The sequence below is a fragment of the Paraflavitalea devenefica genome (assembly GCF_011759375.1).
Classification (GTDB): Bacteria; Bacteroidota; Bacteroidia; order Chitinophagales; family Chitinophagaceae; genus Paraflavitalea; species Paraflavitalea devenefica.
In genome coordinates, this window is the sequence record NZ_JAARML010000002.1 from 1,890,074 (window position 1) to 1,909,109 (window position 19,036).

At 48.3% G+C, this 19,036-nt stretch carries 14 protein-coding genes; 11 read left to right on the forward strand and 3 right to left on the reverse strand.

Going from position 1 to position 19,036, the window contains the following annotated elements; translation table 11 throughout:
* Positions 1-229: 229 nt before the first annotated feature.
* The 7 genes from dnaK to HB364_RS17010 all read left to right on the forward strand — a co-directional run bounded on the left by dnaK (position 230) and on the right by HB364_RS17010 (position 12,966).
* On the forward strand, positions 230-2,140 hold the full coding sequence (dnaK, locus tag HB364_RS16980; protein WP_167289406.1) for a molecular chaperone DnaK: 1,911 nt from the start codon (positions 230-232) through the stop codon (positions 2,138-2,140).
* 824 nt (positions 2,141-2,964) lie between these two features.
* Positions 2,965-4,305 carry an IPT/TIG domain-containing protein gene (locus tag HB364_RS16985; protein ID WP_167289407.1) on the forward strand — a complete coding sequence of 447 codons (1,341 nt, stop codon included), beginning with the start codon at positions 2,965-2,967 and terminating at the stop codon, positions 4,303-4,305.
* Positions 4,306-4,335: 30 nt separating this feature from the next.
* Complete coding sequence (locus HB364_RS16990; protein ID WP_167289408.1) at positions 4,336-5,673, forward strand: IPT/TIG domain-containing protein; 1,338 nt, start codon at positions 4,336-4,338, stop codon at positions 5,671-5,673.
* Between the two features lie 211 nt (positions 5,674-5,884).
* On the forward strand, positions 5,885-7,108 hold the full coding sequence (locus HB364_RS16995) for a DUF1624 domain-containing protein (protein ID WP_167289409.1): 1,224 nt from the start codon (positions 5,885-5,887) through the stop codon (positions 7,106-7,108).
* 164 nt (positions 7,109-7,272) lie between these two features.
* Positions 7,273-9,705 carry an ABC transporter permease gene (locus HB364_RS17000; RefSeq protein WP_167289410.1) on the forward strand — a complete coding sequence of 811 codons (2,433 nt, stop codon included), beginning with the start codon at positions 7,273-7,275 and terminating at the stop codon, positions 9,703-9,705.
* Positions 9,706-9,760: 55 nt separating this feature from the next.
* Positions 9,761-12,193 (forward strand): ABC transporter permease, encoded by a 2,433-nt coding sequence (locus HB364_RS17005; protein WP_167289411.1) that lies wholly within the window; start codon positions 9,761-9,763, stop codon positions 12,191-12,193.
* Between the two features lie 125 nt (positions 12,194-12,318).
* Complete coding sequence (locus tag HB364_RS17010) at positions 12,319-12,966, forward strand: hypothetical protein (protein ID WP_167289412.1); 648 nt, start codon at positions 12,319-12,321, stop codon at positions 12,964-12,966.
* Between the two features lie 332 nt (positions 12,967-13,298).
* Here the strand turns inward: HB364_RS17010 and HB364_RS17015 are convergent, their stop codons facing one another.
* Complete coding sequence (locus HB364_RS17015; RefSeq protein ID WP_317170711.1) at positions 13,299-13,892, reverse strand: 3-keto-disaccharide hydrolase; 594 nt, start codon at positions 13,890-13,892, stop codon at positions 13,299-13,301.
* Between the two features lie 76 nt (positions 13,893-13,968).
* Here HB364_RS17015 and HB364_RS17020 point away from each other — a divergent pair, with 76 nt between their 5' ends.
* The gene (locus HB364_RS17020) at positions 13,969-15,060 is read left to right on the forward strand and encodes an aromatic ring-hydroxylating oxygenase subunit alpha (RefSeq protein ID WP_167289413.1); all 1,092 of its coding nucleotides are present in this window, start codon (positions 13,969-13,971) and stop codon (positions 15,058-15,060) included.
* Positions 15,057-16,523, forward strand: coding sequence for an APC family permease (locus tag HB364_RS17025; RefSeq protein ID WP_167289414.1), 1,467 nt, complete (start codon positions 15,057-15,059; stop codon positions 16,521-16,523). The genes HB364_RS17020 and HB364_RS17025 overlap by 4 nt, the downstream gene beginning before the upstream one ends.
* Before the next feature lie 10 nt (positions 16,524-16,533).
* Here the strand turns inward: HB364_RS17025 and HB364_RS17030 are convergent, their stop codons facing one another.
* Both HB364_RS17030 and HB364_RS17035 read right to left on the reverse strand, forming a co-directional pair.
* Positions 16,534-17,040 (reverse strand): cupin domain-containing protein, encoded by a 507-nt coding sequence (locus HB364_RS17030; protein WP_167289415.1) that lies wholly within the window; start codon positions 17,038-17,040, stop codon positions 16,534-16,536.
* Between the two features lie 9 nt (positions 17,041-17,049).
* Complete coding sequence (locus HB364_RS17035; protein ID WP_167289416.1) at positions 17,050-17,979, reverse strand: hypothetical protein; 930 nt, start codon at positions 17,977-17,979, stop codon at positions 17,050-17,052.
* 128 nt (positions 17,980-18,107) lie between these two features.
* Between HB364_RS17035 and HB364_RS17040 the strand changes: the two genes are divergently transcribed.
* On the forward strand, positions 18,108-18,449 hold the full coding sequence (locus HB364_RS17040; protein ID WP_167289417.1) for a DUF3290 domain-containing protein: 342 nt from the start codon (positions 18,108-18,110) through the stop codon (positions 18,447-18,449).
* 65 nt (positions 18,450-18,514) lie between these two features.
* Positions 18,515-18,997 carry an FKBP-type peptidyl-prolyl cis-trans isomerase gene (locus HB364_RS17045; RefSeq protein WP_167289418.1) on the forward strand — a complete coding sequence of 161 codons (483 nt, stop codon included), beginning with the start codon at positions 18,515-18,517 and terminating at the stop codon, positions 18,995-18,997.
* Positions 18,998-19,036: the final 39 nt, after the last annotated feature.

Here is a 19,036-nt window from a genome sequence, read left to right on the forward strand (position 1 = left end):
TTGACTGATAATCAAATAAATAATTCAAATTGTCAGTCCCAATAGATGACCCGGAAATATACAGTGGATTGTAAACCAATTACTTTATATGTTATTATACGGCAATCCTGTGGGAAAGGCGCAGATAGTCTTGCGACAGAGATCCACCCGGGAACTGACATTTTTTCATTCTGACAGGGCACGGCATAATGATTGATAACCATAAGGGAACATTAAATTCAACACAACTATGGGAAAGATAATAGGAATTGACCTGGGTACTACCAATAGCTGCGTGGCGGTTATGGAAGGTAATGAACCTGTGGTAATAGCCAATGATGAAGGACGCCGTACCACCCCGTCAGTAGTGGCTTTCCTGAAAAACGGAGAGCGTAAAGTGGGAGATCCGGCAAAACGCCAGGCCATTACCAATCCCCATAATACCATTACGAGCGTAAAGCGTTTTATGGGTCGTCGGCACGACGAAGTGACCGAAGAGATCAGCCACTGGAGCTATAAGGTGGTGAAAGGTGACAATAATACCGTACGAATTGACATAGACGGCCGGTTGTACACACCGCAGGAAATCTCGGCGATGGTATTGCAGAAGATGAAGAAGACTGCCGAGGATTATCTTGGTCAGGATGTAACAGATGCCGTTATTACCGTTCCGGCTTATTTTAACGACGCGCAGCGCCAGGCTACCAAAGAAGCCGGTGAAATTGCCGGTCTGAATGTACGCCGCATTGTGAACGAACCTACGGCTGCTGCCCTGGCTTATGGCCTGGATAAAGGCAAGCATGACCAGAAGATCGCTGTATTTGACCTGGGTGGAGGTACTTTCGATATTTCCGTACTGGAACTGGGCGATGGCGTATTTGAAGTAAAATCTACCAATGGTGATACCCACCTGGGTGGTGACGACTTCGATAAGGTGATCATGGACTGGCTGGCTGAAGAGTTCAAGAAAGATGAATCCATTGACCTGCGTAAGGACCCGATGGCTTTACAGCGTTTGAAAGAAGCGGCTGAAAAAGCGAAGGTGGAACTGTCCTCTTCCAGCGAAACAGAGATTAACCTGCCTTACATTACGGCGGTGGACGGTGTTCCCAAACACCTGGTGAAGAAACTCACCCGCGCCAAGTTCGAGCAGTTGAGCGATAAATTATTTGAGCGTTGCCTGAAGCCCTGCGAGCAGGCCCTGAAGGATGCCGGTTTGAGCACTTCACAAATTGATGAAGTGATCCTGGTGGGTGGTTCTACCCGTATTCCCAAGGTACAGGAGATCGTAGAGAAGTTCTTCGGCAAGAAGCCCAACAAGGGGGTGAACCCCGATGAAGTGGTAGCAGTAGGTGCTGCTATCCAGGGTGCGGTACTGACCGGTGAAGTGAAGGATGTACTGTTGCTCGACGTAACACCGCTTTCACTGGGTATTGAAACCATGGGTGGTGTAATGACCCGCCTCATTGATTCCAACACTACCATCCCTACCAAGAAGTCAGAGACCTTCTCTACTGCCAGCGATAACCAGCCCGGCGTACAAATTCACGTAATTCAGGGTGAGCGCCCGATGGCCAACCAGAATAAGAGCCTGGGTATGTTTAACCTGGATGGTATTCCGCCCGCTCCGCGTGGTGTGCCCCAGATCGAAGTAATTTTCGATATTGACGCCAATGGTATCCTGCACGTAACAGCGAAGGATAAAGGTACTGGCAAGGAACAAAAGATTCGCATTGAGGCCGGTAGTGGTTTGAGCAAGGATGAAGTAGAAAAGATGAAGGCGGAAGCCCGCGCCAACGAAGCTACTGATAAGGCAGCCCGTGAGAAAGTGGATAAGGTGAACCAGGCCGACAGCTTGATTTTCCAGACAGAAAAGCAACTGAAAGAGTTTGGCGATAAGATCCCGGCTGATAAGAAAGCGCCTATTGAAAATGCTTTGACTAAGCTGAAAGAAGCGCACAAATCACAGGATATAGCCGCTATTGATACAGCTGTAGCTGAGATGAATAATGCCTGGACGGCTGCTTCCGAAGAGATCTATAAGGCACAGGCCGCAGGTGCACAACCTGGCGCTGACCAGCAAGGTCCTAACGGCGGCGGACAATCCAATGCCGGCGGCAGTGAAAATGTGACGGATGCAGAGTATGAAGAAGTGAAGTAATCTGCACCACGATTTATTGGGTTGCTAAGATTAACAGATATAAGCCCTTCGCGGAAGCGAGGGGCTTTTTCATTTAGCATATACCCAATAGATACGGTTAATATTTGCGCTGGTTTAATAGTTGATAGGAAGGGGTTATTCGTTCCTGTTATGGATGCATACCGTATCCGGTAGTGTTGTAAGTTCTTTCTATAAAGAGTGTTGCTTTTCTGCTGTGATGGGCAGTTTTTTGACGGGAGCATGAGTGTGTATATAACCTTGATTTCAGCCATTGCCTTTCCTAAAATAGGTAAAATCAAATTTGGTGGTATACGGAAAGCACTTGGTGTTCCCATGAGCCTTGCAAATCTTATTTGCTTCCCGGAGGGGAGGGTCACTCAAAAAATTGCCAATAGCCGGTAGCTGTAACTGCCGGCTATTTATAACTGCTTGCTTTGCCCGGTTTTCTGACTGCTGGCATGGTAAGGGTTGAAGCCAGACATCCGGAAATCTGGATTGCTAACTTTAAAAATTACAGCATGAAAAGCAGGTTGATACTGATTAGTATCGGTTTGAGGCGATCCTTTTTTCGCCTGATGATCGTTACTATGAAGTGCTGACTTTTTGAAGCCCCCTGTTACAGCAGGGGGCTTTTTTATTATAATGTTTTTAGATATGCCCTATTTATAGGATATGGCTGTGCGTTTGCCATTAAATATCCTGCAGTTTATTCTCTGCTCTGTAACACTTCATGTACAGTTTGCTGCAACACAAGCAGGTTGTGGCAAAGTGCGTATATACTCCTTCCGGATTTATCGTTTTTAATGCCTGAATCCTATAAACTTATGAAGAAAACCATTTTAGGGGGTGTAATTGTATTGCTTACTGCTACTGCCTGTAAAAAAGAGAAGGCAGAACCCATCCCGTTTATCACGCATGTATATCCGCTGCAGGGGCCACATGGCGCCGAAGTACGTATTACCGGAAGATATTTGGGTGCGTCGGTTGGCAATACTGATGTCCGGTTTAATCATGTTAAGGCCGAGGTTGTCAGCGTTACAGATACGCTCCTGAAAGTTAAAGTGCCTAAAGGCGCCGAAACAGGTGATATAACTATTGTGTCGCGAGGCAGGAAGATACGCGGTCCGGAATTTAACTATGAATATACAGTAACCGTTAGCACAGTAGCCGGTAATGGAATACGTGGTTTTACAGAAGGGAATGCAAAAGAGGTCAGTTTGTACAGTCCGGGACAAATGGTATTTGATCAGGCGGATAACCTTTATTTCCTTGACCAGGCAGGAGCTGCTATCCGGAAAATGAATCCGGCAGGTGCTTTGACCACTTTTGCCGGTAATGGTACCGGAACGGAAACGCCGGTGGACGGAACAGGCGCCAATGCCCGGTTTGGCACCTTAAAGGATATTTGCTTCGATGCGCGGGCGCAGGTATTGTATGCTGTTGATTTCCGTAGTTCAGCTTCCGGCAGCAGGATCATTAAAGTTACCCCGGAAGGCAACCTCGGAAAGGTAAACACGCTCTTTGGCGGTGGGGCGGCCTCCTGGGGTTATCTTGATGATAATAATCTTTCCAATGCAAAATTCCGTCAGTTAAGCGGGTGTGTTACCGATGGAGCCGGCAACTTGTATGTAATGGATATGGGTAATTACTGTATCAGAAAAATAGCTTTCGACGGTACAGGTGTAAGCACATTAGCCGGCAAAGGCGGCGCCTGGGGACATGCTGATGGACAAGGGGCCGAAGCTATGTTCACAGAAGTATCGGATATTTCGATCACACCTGCAGGCGATTTACTGGCGCCGGAATGGGGTGGGAATTATATCCGGAAGATAACATTGACAGGATTGACAAGTACATGGGCCGGTAATGGTGTGGAACTGGATAGTGATGGTGCGCTCATGGCTGCCAGTGTTAATATGCCTCTAATGACTGCTGCGGACAAAAAAGGCAATGTGTATGTAATAACCGGCGGTTTAAATCGCTTACGGATCATTACTGCAGCAGGACGCGTAATCACCTTACTAAATAATTCCTACGGCTACCAGGATGGTTCCGGGACAGAAGCAAAGTTTCAATTTATGAGCGGAATTGCTGTAGACAGCAAGGACCATGTTTTTGTTGCTGACCAGGGTAATCGCCGTATCAGAAAAATAATTGTTGAATAACCCCCTTTCCCAAACTATATTCCTTAATTCATGAAAAAGATATTGCCTTTTTATAAAGTAGCATGCCTGTTGGCCATTACCAATAGTATGATTGGTTGTTGTAAAAAAAATGACGCTGTATTTGACAAGCCCACCGCTGTTTTGTATAAAATACGTCCCACACACGGTCAGTATGATACAGAAGTAACTATTTATGGTAATTATTTCAACACACTTACCGGTGCGGATATAAAGTTCAACGGCATGGAGGCAAGCATTACCGGCGTCACCGATTCTACTGTTACGGTGAAAGTACCCAAAGGCGCCGGCTCCGGCAATGTAACATTGACGGCCAATGGCATCACCCTTACGGGACCTGTATTTGAATATGATTATAAAGTAACCGTCAGCAATGTGGCCGGTCCAGCCAATGGACGGGGCGGGTATGTGAATGGCAGCGGAGCGGTTGTGCGTTTCAATGGCCTGTATGGACTGGCCATTGATAGCAATGATAACGTATACGTGAGCGAATCACGGAACCATTGTATCCGGAAAATGGATGTACAGGGCAATGTAACCTTGTTTGCGGGTATACCCCAAAGCCTGGGCTATAAGGATGCAGCAGATGGTAAGCAGGCCCGGTTTAATGCACCGCAGGGATTGTGTGTTGACAGGAACAATGATCTTTTCCTGGTTGACCCGGGCAATTACAGGGTACGAAAGATTACGCCTGATGGAGCGGTAACCACCATTGCCGGTAATGGCCTGGGCGGATGGACTGATCATGTGGATGCTTTACATGCTGAGTTTCATCCTGGTCCTTATTGTACTACCGACACCGGCGGGAATGTGTATGTTTCCAATAATAATTGTTCCATCCGTAAAATTGTTCCCGGTGGCGGGGTAAGCACGCTCGTTGGAGCGGCTAATGAAATTGGTTTCCGGGATGCGTACGGGGGCGAAGCCCGCTTTTCTATTCCTTTGGGAATAGCCTGTAATAATGCCGGAGAGCTATTGGTGGTAGATAGCCGGAATTCCCGGATCAGGAAAGTAAACAGCTCGTTTGCTGTATCTACCTTTTCAGGAACCGGGTTGGAGCTCTCGGCCGATGCCACCCGGCCATTGTTGGCCAGTTTTGCAATTTCCGGACCTGTTACATTCGACAAGAAGGGCAATTTGCTGATAGGAGAAACCTATACCGGGCATCTGCGTATGATAACGCCGGCAGGCCGGGTGGTTACGCTTACCAAAGGAGGCGCCAATGGGGTAACAGATGGCAACGGAAGTGTTGCCCGTTTTGGAAATATTGTCAGTATTGGCGTGAACAGCAAAAATGAAGTATTTATTGCCGATGCGTTTAACTGCATTCGCAAGGTAATTATTGAATAGGCTGAACAACGATTTATTGGTTTTCTAGTTTTAGGTGGGTGAAGCCCTTCGCAGCAGCGGGGGGCTTTCTTGTTACTCCCAGGTTCGCAAGATTCAGGTTGGAAATCAGAATAATTATCTGAATAGTGTGTAGTGTTTAGAATAAAATTCTGATAAGTTTGTTTAAAACAGAAAAAAAGTCGGTATCTTTAAAGCGCAAAAGCATCTTATTATGGAAAGTATAGCCATTCCGGCGGCTGCCCCTCAAAGGGTGGCCGCCACTATCCGCATTGAATCCATTGACCTGTTGCGGGGTTTCATTATGATTATTATGGCATTGGACCATGTACGTGATTATTTCCATGCCGACGCATTGGTATATGATCCGGTGGACCTCACAAGAACCAATGCATTTCTCTTTTTTACACGCTGGATTACCCACTATTGTGCGCCCCTGTTCATGTTCCTGTCGGGTATTTCTGCTTTTCTGAGCGGAGGACGGAAAACCAAGAAGGAACTATCGCTCTTCCTGTTGAAGAGAGGCGTGTGGCTGATACTGCTGGAACTTACAGTAGTGCACTGGGCCTGGTATTTTAATTTCCTGGGGCATGGTATGGACCTTACCGTGATATGGGCCCTGGGCATCAGCATGGTTTTCCTGGCAGCGCTGATCCATTTGCCGCTATGGGCTATTTTTTCCATCAGCGTATTGATGGTAGCAGGACATAACCTGCTGGATGGCGTTCATGCGCCCGGCAATACCCTGCAGGGCTTCGGCTGGGCGCTGTTGCACGAACAGCGGCCCTTTACCTATAATGGATTCCTGGTGCTGGTAGGGTATCCCATTATACCCTGGGTAGGGGTGATGGCGCTGGGTTATTGTATGGGCAGCATCTATACTAAAAACTATCCTGCTGAAAAGCGCAGGAAGCTGTTGATGACGCTGGGTTTCACACTGGTGGCGTTGTTTATCATTGTCCGCGCTATTAATGTATATGGCGATGGGCGCCCCTGGAGCCCACAATCTTCTTCACTGTTTACGGTATTGTCATTTTTGAATACCGTGAAGTATCCTCCTTCTTTGCTTTACCTGCTGATGACGATCGGGCCTGCCCTCCTGTTCCTGGCGTGGATGGAAAGAACGCCCGGCTGGCTGGGACAAAAGGTGGCCGTTTTTGGAAGGGTACCGCTGTTCTATTATATACTGCATCTTTACCTGCTGCATTTACTGGCCATGTTTGCCACGGTCTTCAGCGGCCATCAATGGAGCGATATGGTATTGGATTATGCCCTGTGGACCGGGCGCTCTTCCGCCCAACTGGAAGGGTATGGATTTTCGCTGGGCATTACCTACCTGGTATGGATAGGGGTGGTGATACTGCTGTACCCGCTTTGCAAGTGGTACGACCAGTACAAGCGGACACATAAAGACCAATGGTGGCTGAGTTACCTGTGATCCGGGCAGCGTACACTGACCGGATGGTTACACCTGTTGTATCGAAACCGGACAGTGGGGCGGTTGGTTTGTTTGTATAAGTGATTGATTGTAAGGATGGTGCTGATGGGCATTTTCCTTGTAGAGAATATGACAATATATTTCCTTGCCATAATCTCATAACCATGCTAACACATTATCTCCGGATTGCTTTCCGCAATATGGCCAAACAAAAAATGTATACCGCCATTAAGGTAGGCGGTTTTGCCATTGGCATTGCAGCCTGTATACTGATCGCTTTGCTGATACGGGATGAAATGAGCTATGATACACAGTATAAGAATGCAGCCAATATTTACCGGCTGGTAGGTGGCTATATAAATAATGGAAAGGAAGAGAAAGGGGTGAGCCTTCCCGCGCCTATGGCTACTGCTATGAAAGCCAATTTTCCGGAAGTGGAAAAAGCCGGCCGCCTGATGCCCAGTAACCTGTTTTATGGCGCTGGTAGTAACCAACTGCGCCGGGATGATGAACAGCAGAATACCTATGAGGAAGGCTTTGTATATGCCGACCAGGAGTTGATAGATATCCTGCAATTGCCGATGGTATATGGCGACCGGGCCAAGGCGCTTGCGGAGCCCAATACGATCGTGATCACCCGGCGGAAAGCGGAAAAGTATTTCCCGGGGCAGGATCCTGTAGGCCGGCTGCTATTCCTGAACAATGACACTAAAACACCTTATAAAATCGGCGGTGTCATGGAAGACTGGCCATCAACATCCCACCTGCAGTATGATTTCCTGCTCACCCTTACAGGTAAATCATTGTGGGATGGTGAGCAAACCTGGTGGCTGGCGAATAATTATGGGGTGTACCTGCAACTAAAACCTGGTACCGATATAAAGCAGTTTGAAAAGAAGTCCAGTGCCACTATTATCGGAAAATACTACCTGCCCGCTTTTAAAGCAGTCGGCCAGGCAAATGCAGCGGAGGAGGCTAATAAGTCCCGGCTATATGTACAGCCACTAAAAGATATTCATTTGAAGTCTTATGAAATGGGCGACTGGGAGACCCGTGGCGATATCCGTTTTGTATGGCTGTTTGCGGCCATTGCCTGTTTTATTTTGGTTATAGCTTGTATCAATTTCCTGAACCTCTCTACGGCCAGGAGCGCCAACCGGGCCAAAGAGGTAGGGTTGCGGAAAGTGATCGGTTCACAGCGTAGCAACCTGATTAAACAATTCCTTACAGAGTCTATCTTGTATAGTTTCTTTGCTTTTATACTGGGCCTTTTACTAGCTTGGGCCAGTTTACCTTATTTCAATAAAATAGCCGGCAAGTCACTGAGCATGCCCATTGGTGAGTGGTGGATGTTGCCCCTGATCATTGCGGGCGCTTTATTCATCGGCCTGCTGGCTGGTTTATATCCTTCCTTTTACTTATCCGCTTTTAAACCCATCCAGGTATTAAAAGGACAGTTGAGCCGGGGCAGTAAGAATGCCGGTCTCCGCAGTACACTGGTGGTATTCCAGTTTACCACTTCCATCATTCTGTTGATCGGCACGGTGGTTATTTACCGGCAAATGCAGTATATACTCCATGCCAAAACAGGTTTCGATAAAGACCAGGTGGTCATGATCCAGGGTACCGGTACCCTGGGCAGGCAAACGGCCACCTTAAAAAATGAACTGCTGAAGTTGCCCCAGGTGCAACAGGTGTCTGTGAGTGGTTACCTGCCTGTTGCAGGTACCAAGCGGGATGGCAATCCCTTCTGGAAGGAAGGTAGGGCAGGGCAGGAAGCCTTTGTGTCGGGGCAAAAATGGTATGTGGATGATAGTTATATTTCCACTTTCGGTATGAAGCTGGTAGCTGGCAGAAATTTTTCACCTGTCATGCCCACCGATACGCAGGCCGCGATTATTAACCAGGCGATGGCCGATAAGATCGGTTATAAGGACCCCATCGGGAAAAAGATTACCAATGGATGGCAGACCTTTACCGTTATAGGCATGGTGGAAAATTTCAACTATGAATCCATGAAGCAGCGGGTAGAGCCCATTTGCCTGGCATTGGGCCATAGTAATGATATCGTTTCTGTTAAGATAAAGAGCGGGGAGGTGAAGCAAACCCTGGCGGCTATTACCGGCGTTTGGAAAGGCTTTGCACCCAATCAGGCCATCCGGTACACATTCCTGGACGAGCGTTTTGCCGCCATGTATGCCGATGTGGAGCGTACCGGGATCATCTTCACCTGCTTTGCCGCGCTGGCCATTATTGTAGCTTGTCTGGGTTTGTTTGCACTGGCCGCCTTTATGGCCGAGCAGCGCAGTAAGGAGATCAGCATCCGCAAGGTATTGGGCGCTTCTATACCGGGATTATTCCTGCTGCTGACCAATAATTTCTTACGGCTTATTTTAATATCCCTGCTTATTGCAGCGCCTGCAGGTTGGTACCTGATGCAAAAATGGCTGCAGGATTACGAATACCGTATTGCTATTACCTGGGATATTTTTGCTATCTCCGGTATAGTGGTATTTTTAATTGCACTGACCACCATTTGTTACCAGGCAGTGAAAGCAGCATTGGCCAACCCGGTAGAAAGCCTGCGGGCAGCGTAAGGCCTGCAACATTTTTAAGCAGGCCCTGACTTTCATTTTAAAACGCAAAAAAATTATGCTTACACACTATTTCCGCATTGCTTTCCGCAATATGTCCAGGCAAAAGATGTATGCTGCTGTCAAGATCGGTGGCTTTGCCATTGGTATAGCAGCCTGCCTGCTCATTGGTCTGTTGATAAGAAATGAGCTGAGTTATGATACGCAGTACAAAAATGCCCCTGATATTTATCGCCTCATTGGCGTATATAAAGAAAATGGCAAGGAGGAAAAAGGCGTAAGCTGGCCGGCGCCCATGGCCAAAGCGATGAAGGCTGATTTCCCGGAAGTAGAAAGAGCAGGCCGCCTGATGCCGGCCAAGCTGTTTTATGGCGCCGGCAGCAACCAGTTGCGGAAAGAGGATGAACCCAATAATACGTATGAGGAGGGGTTCACGTATGCCGACCAGGAAATGCTCGATATGCTGCAACTGCCAATGGTATATGGTGATCGGGCAAAAGCGTTGGCCGAACCGTTTACCATGGTGATCACGAAACGGAAAGCAGATAAGTATTTTCCCGGCGAGAACCCTGTGGGCAAGCTGATGTTCCTCAACAACGATACAAAGTACCCTTATAAAATTGGTGGCGTTATTGAAGACTGGCCCTCTACCGCTCATCTGCATTATGACTTCCTGCTCACCCTTACCGGTAAATCCTTATGGGATGGTGAACAAGGCACCTGGATGGCCCAAAATTATAGCACTTATGTGCAACTGAAGCCTGGCACGGATATAAAAGCGTTTGAGCAAAAAGTCATCAGCCATGTTCTCAATAAGTATTACCTGCCTGCTATGAAAGCTGCCGGCGATGTAGATGCTGCAGACGTGGTGAGTAAAGCCGGTTTACTGGCCCAGCCTTTGAAGGATATTCATTTGAGGTCTTACGATATCTGGGATTGGGAACCTCGTGGCGATATCCGTTTTGTGTGGTTGTTTGCCGCCATTGCCTGTTTTATCCTGATCATAGCTTGTATTAACTTCCTGAACCTTTCTACTGCCAGGAGCGCTAACCGGGCCAAAGAAGTAGGATTGCGTAAGGTGATCGGCTCGCAACGCAGTAGTCTTATTAAACAATTCCTCACAGAATCTATCCTGTATAGTTTCTTTGCTTTTATACTGGGTCTTGTACTGGCATGGGCCAGTTTACCTTATTTCAATACAATAGCCGGCAAGTCACTGAGCATGCCCATTGGTGAGTGGTGGATGCTGCCCCTGATTATTACGGGCGCTTTGTTTATTGGCCTGCTGGCTGGTTTATACCCTTCCTTTTACTTGTCGGCTTTTAAGCCCATCCAGGTATTGAAGGGGCAATTGAGCCGGGGCAGTAAAAATGCGGGCCTGCGCAGCACGCTCGTGGTATTTCAATTCACCACTTCTATTATCCTGCTCATTGGTACGGTGGTTATCTACCGGCAGATGCAATATATCCTGCATGCCAGGATTGGCTTTGACAAAGAGCAGATCGTCATGATCCAGGGGACTAATACCCTGAAGCGCCAAACAGTTGCATTGAAGGAGGAATTGTTGAAACTGCCGCAGGTGCAGCATGTATCTGTAAGTGGTTACCTGCCTGTGGCAGATTCTAAAAGAGACGGCAATACATTCTGGAAAGAAGGAAGGAGAAAGGAGGATCCTGGTGTGGGCGGACAGAAATGGTATGTGGATGACAGTTATATTCCCACTTTCGGTATGAAGATCGTTGCCGGCAGGAATTTCTCACCCCTGATGCCTACCGATTCTCAGGCCCTGGTCATTAACCAGGCTATGGCCAGCAAGCTGGGGTTGAAGGACCCGATCGGAGAAAAGATCACCAACGGCTGGGAGCATTTTACAGTGATAGGAGTGGTAGAAAACTTCAATTTCGAGTCCATGAAGCAGCAGGTAGAGCCGCTGTGCATGACGCTGGGGCGCTCCGGGGATGTTGTTTCCGTTAAGATCAAGGGAGGGAATATTCAACAAACGCTGGCCACTATTACCGGTATCTGGAAAGGTTTTGCCCCCAATCAACCCATCCGGTATACCTTCCTCGATGAGCGTTTTGCCGCCATGTATGCCGATGTAGAGCGTACCGGTATTATCTTCACCTGCTTCGCTGTATTGGCGATCATTGTGGCCTGCCTGGGCCTGTTTGCACTGGCGGCCTTCATGGCCGAGCAGCGCAGCAAGGAAATGAGCATCCGCAAAGTGCTGGGCGCTTCTGTAGCAGGGTTGTTTATGCTGCTGGTCAGGAATTTCCTGAAGCTCATTCTTATTTCTATGATCATAGCGGCACCGGCCGGGTGGTTGTTGATGCAAAAATGGCTGCAGGATTATGCATACCGCATATCCATAACCTGGGATGTATTCCTGATAGCAGGAGTAGCCATATTGGCCATTGCATTGGCTACCATCTGCTACCAGGCCATTAAAGCGGCCATTGCCAATCCCATTAAGAGTTTACGTAGCGAATAAAAGCATTGCTCTGTTGTCTGCCTCTTCCCGCCCCGGCGGGAGGAGGCGTTTTTATGTGCCACCAATATAAAAGAGTTATAAACTTCCTCGGGGAATTCGTACCTTATGAGCACAAACGGATTGTCATGAAAAATATTCTCTGGTGCCTGTTGTTACTGGCGCAGCAGGGATTGACCCAGGACCTTGCCACTGATATTAAAGAAGAACATATTGCCAATGCCTCCGGAAGCCCCTACCTGTTTAAGGATTGGATGGATGGTGTAGTGGTTTTTAAAAGCGGCCGGGTAATGAAGCAATTCAAGCTCCGGTTCGATTGCGCCCGTAACCGGTTGATGCTTCAATTTGAGGGCAATGCTTTTGCCGCAGAAAGCCAGGTAAAGGAGTTTGTGTTGTATACCCAAAGCCGGAAGGAGAAGGATTCCATGATATTCCGGAAAGGCTTTCCGCCTGTTGATAAATGTGGCCCCGATACTTATTACCAGGTATTGCTGGGTGGTAAAACTGTTTTGCTTCGCCTGTTTACCAAAGTGGTGGTGGAAGAAAAGCAACTGGTGAATACAGGCAGTCACAGGCGGCTGGAAGATGAAGAATATTATTACCTGCTGCAGGATGGGGCGATGATCAACCTCCCAAGAAACAAAGACGACCTGGTGAGTAAGCTGCCGGTACAGGCCGATGGGCTCAAACAGTTCGTGGCGCAGCAAAGCCTCCGGATGGACAAGCCGGAAGACTTCATTAAGATCATCAGTAAATACAACGAGCTACTGCAGTAATAAAATTGAAAAGGCTGCCCGCTCATATTGCTACAGCCGGCAGCATTTCCAAAAAGATCGCGGGCACATCATGCCCCCCGATACCTGATCGTTCCTTTGGCTAAAGACGGCCAAAGGCGCTTTTTACGGATAAAACGGGTTGCAGAGATAAAAAGGAGGAGGGTATGGATAAAAACTGCATAAATGACGGCGTAGAGGAGTAAAGGGTTGCATAGGGAAGGCGGCGACGTTTGCAACAAACTGTATGGGACAAACAAACGGCAGTGAAGGGTATAATCAGGTTTCCATCCCGCGTGCGGTAAATATATATGCAAAAATTAAACCAAATTCTGTTATAACGGCTTTATGCGGATGTTCTTCCAGCGAACTTTAATCCCGCCGCCATCATGGATCTGGAGGGCAATGAAGCCATTGGCAGCCGTAATTTTATCGTCTTTCAGGGTGATCATCTGGTGGCCATTGAGCCAGGTAGTGACTTCTCCGCCCACCACTTTTATCTTCAGTTCGTTCCATTCGCCCTGCTTTAACCATTGTTCATCTTCGGGGTTGGGTTGTATCAACCAGCCCCGGCCGTAAGATTCATAGACGCCGCCGGTATGCTTGTTGAGCGGGGCCACTTCTACCTGCCAGCCACTGATCTTTACCCCCTCAATGGAGGAGCGGAAGAAAACGCCGCTGTTGCCATTGGCCTCCTGCTTAAATTGCAGGGTAAGCTCAAAGTCCTTATAAGTTTTATCAGTAGATAGGTAACCGTATTGTTTGTCGGGACCACTTTCGCACACCAGTTCCCCCTTCTCTACATACCATTTTTCTGTACCGTGAATGGTCCAGCCGCTCAGGTCTTTACCATTGAACAGGCGTTGCGCTTTTTGGGCAGTGGCGATAACAGGGAGGGCAAAAAGGAAGAGGAATAACAATGTTTTCACCGTATGACAGATTTATAGGAGGAAGGTAAGCTATTTACTCAACTCTTTCTTAACTTACCTCTACAACCAATTCAGCATGTCCCGTTTTTCTGTACACCCGCAAATTGCCAAAGCCCAAACCCTGCACACTGGTTTCTATACCGATCCTGCCATTTTTGAAGCCGCGAAAGAAAAGATCTTTGCTCCTTCCTGGCAGTTTATCGGCGATGCCCACAGCGTTAAAGAACCCGGTCAATGCCAACCCTTCACGTTGCTGGAAAGCTACCTGGATGAACCGTTGGTGCTTACCAGGGATAAAGAAAATAATATTCATTGTCTTAGTAATGTGTGTACGCACCGCGGCACCATTGTGGTGCATGAAGCTTGCAAGGTGAGCAACCTGCGCTGCCGGTACCATGGCCGTTTGTTTAAGCTGGACGGTAGTTTTCATTCCATGCCCGAGTTCAAGGAGGTAGAGAATTTCCCTTCTCCGGCTGATGATCTCACCCGGTTGCCGCTTTTTCAATGGGGGCCCTGGTTGTTTGCTTCCCTCGATAAACAGTCGGCCCTGCAGCCCTACCTGCAGGATATGATGAACAGGGTAGGGTGGTTACCGGTCAATGATTTTGTATACCAGCCGCACCTGTCGAAGGATTATGTGGTACAGGCGCATTGGGCGCTGTACTGCGAAAATTACCTGGAAGGGTTTCATATTCCTTTTGTGCATGCGGGATTGAATGCCGTGATAGATTTCGGTAATTACACCACAGAGTTGTTTACCTGGTCCAACCTGCAACTGGGCATTGCCAAAGATGATGAGGATTGTTTTGATCTTCCCGCTTCTTCGGTGGATTACGGGAAGAAGGTAGCCGCTTATTACTTCTTTGTGTTCCCCAATATGATGTTCAACTTTTATCCCTGGGGACTTAGCATCAATATTGTACGGCCCTTGTCTATTCACCAATGTAAGGTTTCCTTTCTGACCTATGTATGGAAAGAGGATAAGTTCAATACAGGGGCCGGCTCCGACCTGGATACGGTAGAAATGGAAGATGAAGAGGTGGTGGAAGCTGTGCAAAAAGGGGTACGTTCCCGCTTTTACCAGCATGGCAGGTATTCCGTAACCAGGGAGCAGGGCACGCATCATTTCCACCGCATTATTTCATCCTTTATGGAGCCGGGAGCATGAGCCGGAACGTCCCACCCGAAACCCGTGGCAGGACTATCGGCTTTTGGACAGCTACCGCTATTGTCGTAGGCAGCATCATCGGCTCCGGTGTATTTATGAAGCCTGCTGTGATGGCGGCGCAGGTGGCCTCGCCGGTATGGCTGGCCATAGCCTGGATAGCCGCAGGTATTTTTTCTTTATTCGGAGCGCTTATCTATGCGGAAGTGGGCGCTATGTTTCCCCAAACAGGCGGCCTCTATGTTTTCTTCCGGCAGATGTATGGCGATTTTGTCGCCTTCCTGTATGGCTGGGCGGCATTTGCCGTGATCAATTCTGCTTCTGTATCGGCCATCGCTTTTGTGTGCGCCCAGTATGCTGATTATTTTCTTCAATTGCCACGATTACCGGAAGCGATGGAACAGGCCTGGGTAGTACATATTCCCGGCCTGGGCTCTTTGTACCCCCTGCAAAACCTGGGCGTGAAGGGGCTGGCCATTGTATTGGTGGCCGGACTTTCACTGGTGAATTACCGGAGTGTAAAAGCCGGTGGCGTTCTACAGGTGATCTCTACGCTGGTGAAAGTGGTTGTGATTGTGCTGCTGGTCTTTGGCATCTTCCTCTCGGGCAATGGATCGGTGGCCCATTTTACAGCACCTGCTGCGCATCCCAAAATGAATTGGGAACTGGTGGGTGGTTTGGTAGCTGCCTTAACAGGCGCCTTTATGGCGTACGATGGGTGGATCAACGTAACTTTTGTAGGCGGTGAGATAAAACACCCGGAAAGGAATATTCCCCGCAGCCTGGTGATGGGATTGTTTATCTGCATTGCTGTGTACCTGCTGGTAAACCAGGCCTACCTGTATGTATTGCCGGTAGATGCCATGGCCGGCTCCTCGCTGGTAGCGGCTGATGCTATTGCCATAGCGCTGGGTAAAACGAGCAGCGCCATTGTGGCTGCCCTGATCGTGATCTGCACGTTCGGTGCGGTGAATGGAAATACGATGGCTATATCGAGAGTAACGTATGCGATGGGAAAAGACCGGTTGTTCTTTGCCTGGGCCGGTAAGGAGCATCCGCGCTTCCATACACCGGGCAATGCGCTGTTGTTGCATGGCATCTGGTCATCCGTGCTCATCATGAGCGGCTCCTTTGATATGCTGGCCGACATGTTCACCTTCACCGCCTGGGTGGCCTACCTGTTTGGCGCTATTGGTATATTTATCCTGCGGAAGAAAATGCCGCATCATCCGCGCCCGTATAAAGTATGGGGATACCCGGTAGTGCCGTTGCTGTTTATAGCTTTTGCTGCTTTTTATGTAGTCAGTACAATATGGAATGATATAACCCGGTATATGGCTGGTGAAACGCCTGTGGTGAACTCCCTGCTGGGATTGGCGATCGTGGTGCCGGGGATTCCGCTGTATTTATATTTTAAAAAGGCAACGAGGCATAAAGGCAACGAGGAAATAATCAATAATCAGTAATTAATAATCCTCAAACCCTTGTTAGTTCTTCAATCAACTTTTTGTAAAGAGGATATTCATTGATCAAAGCCTTCCTTTCCGCCAGTTCAAAATCGGCGAAATCAAAACCGGGTGCTACGGTACAGCCTGCCAGTGCGTAGGCGCCGCCTGCCTGTACCCGGGAGGCAAACCAGCTACCGGCTTTAATGGCGCATTGGAACTGCTGTCCCTGCCCGGGATCATTGCCCAGCAGGTGCTCTGTCAGTTTCCCGGTAGTGTCTATCTCATACACGATGAGGGGATCGCCGTAATAAAAATGCCACAGCTCATCACTCTTGATGCGGTGAAAAGCAGAGAACTGGTCATCCTTCAACAGGAAATAGATACTTGTACAGATGTTCCGGCCGGCGCCAAAGGAATCGGGCAATGCCGGTGCTGCTACCTGCAGGGGAGAGCGGTATACCTCCCGGAAAGCGCCTCCTTCAATGTGTTCTGTAAGTTGTAATTGTTTGATCCAATAATCGGCCGTCAGGCGCATACAGGTTGTTTATTGTGCTATACGTACTTTAACAGGTTTGGTGCCATAATACCAGGCGTTCAGGGAGTCTTTCAGCCGGGTAGTATCGGCCGGTGTGCCGGGTATGATGACGGTAATATTGAAGTTCAGCGAGTCCTTTGTTTCCAGCTTAAAGTCCCTGTTGAGCGTCAGCAAAAAGGCATGCCGTTTCAATGCCCTTGCTTTGCGGGTGGTGGTTTCGGCAATGAACTTATAGCTGCCTGCAGGAACGCCGGGTACTGCCGGAGTTACCGGTATACTGTCGGCCGGTGCTTTGGCAGCCGTATCTGCTTTTTGAGTAAGTGTATCTGCTACCTGTGCAGGAGTGCTCAGCTCCTTGCCATCATTGTTGTTGTACAGGCTGTATCCGCCCCAGATAATAACCGCCAGCCCGATGACAACAAGGGTGCCCACCAGCAGGCCTTTGCGCCGGTTATGGTGTGCCTCTATACGGCTATAGCTTTCATCGAAGGCCGATTTTTTCTTAACCACCGGCTTCTCAGTTTCCCTTTCCTTTTCGCGCCCGTGTTCAGACACTGTTTCCATGCGCTCCATGCTGGGTTCGCCGGGGATGAACTCATAAATGCCCAGCTTATTCTTATGCAGGGTGCCAATGCCCTCAATATGGAAGGGCTTGCCGATGTTGAGTAACAGCTTGCCGTCGGCCAGGTAAGACTCCAGGTCCGACTCTGCGAGTGGCCTGATTTTGCCGGTATGCGCGCGTATATAATCTATGAGCGCGTCATCGGCTTTGGCAATTGGCTGCTGTGTGAACTGTACATATTTGAGGAATTCACGGAAATTCTTATCGTTCTGGTCCGGTACTGTAACAGCCGCATCCAGATGGAAAGAACCAATAGATGGCAGGTTTAGGTGCTTGTGCTGATAAAAATACTGCGCTAAAAGGATAGATAGTTTCAAGGTATTGCAGATTTTGACACAAGTTAATCATAAATTATTGGTATGCAAGTATTATGCTGGCTGGTCAGTATTTTTGCAGAACATTCGTGTTATAAAAGGCTTTTTTATACTATGTTTAAATACCTCGTATGCTGAATGAACGGGAGCGGCAGTTTGTACAATATTGGGAAGCCAACCGCCTGCGTGAAAAGCAGTGGCAGCAGCAATTGATGGCAGGTATTCCCATGGGGCTGTTATTCGCCCTGCCTGTATTGGCCATTATTTTTACCGGCAAGCTGTGGTATAAAAGGGCTGATATGTTGATGAATACAATGATCAACCCCTATGTATTGATCATTGCGGTATTTGTTATTACCGTTTTTGTGTCTATCTTTTACAAGCGGCATCAGTGGGACATGAAGGAACAGTACTATCGCCAGTTAAAAGCACGGGAGGAACACGAAAGCGGGGAGGGGAAGCCTGGCGCCTGATGCAGCTATCGGATTGGCCCGGCTGTCTTTTGATCAACACCATCACTTACTGCAAAAAATCATTCATGCGGAAAATTGCCTTGTGCCTGTCATTTGTAGCACTGCTGCTGGCTAATTGCTTCAAGGATAAAAATGATTGTGAAGCGCGTGATATAACTGCCCCGTCCAACGAAAAGCAGGCGCTGGCAGATTATATTTCCTCCAACGGTATCCAGGCCAATCAACATAAAAGCGGTTTGTACTACCAGATCATACAAGGCGGTTCCGGTATGAGCCCTGCCATCTGTTCTTCTATCAAGGTTGGTTTTACCGGCAAGCTCACCAACGGCACCCAGGTAGAACAGGATGATCATACCGTCCTTAACCTGAAATTAATGCTGGAAGGCTGGCGCATAGCCCTGCCCCTTATTAAGGCCGGCGGAAGGATAAAGATCTTCTTACCTCCCTCACTGGCCTATGGCTGGGAAGGAAAGAAGGTAGGCAGTACAGAAGTGGTGCCTCCTAATTCTATCATGATCTACGATATTACTTTGTATGAAGTTTTATAGAGAGCTGTTAGCTATTAATCATTAGCTTTTAACTAACGC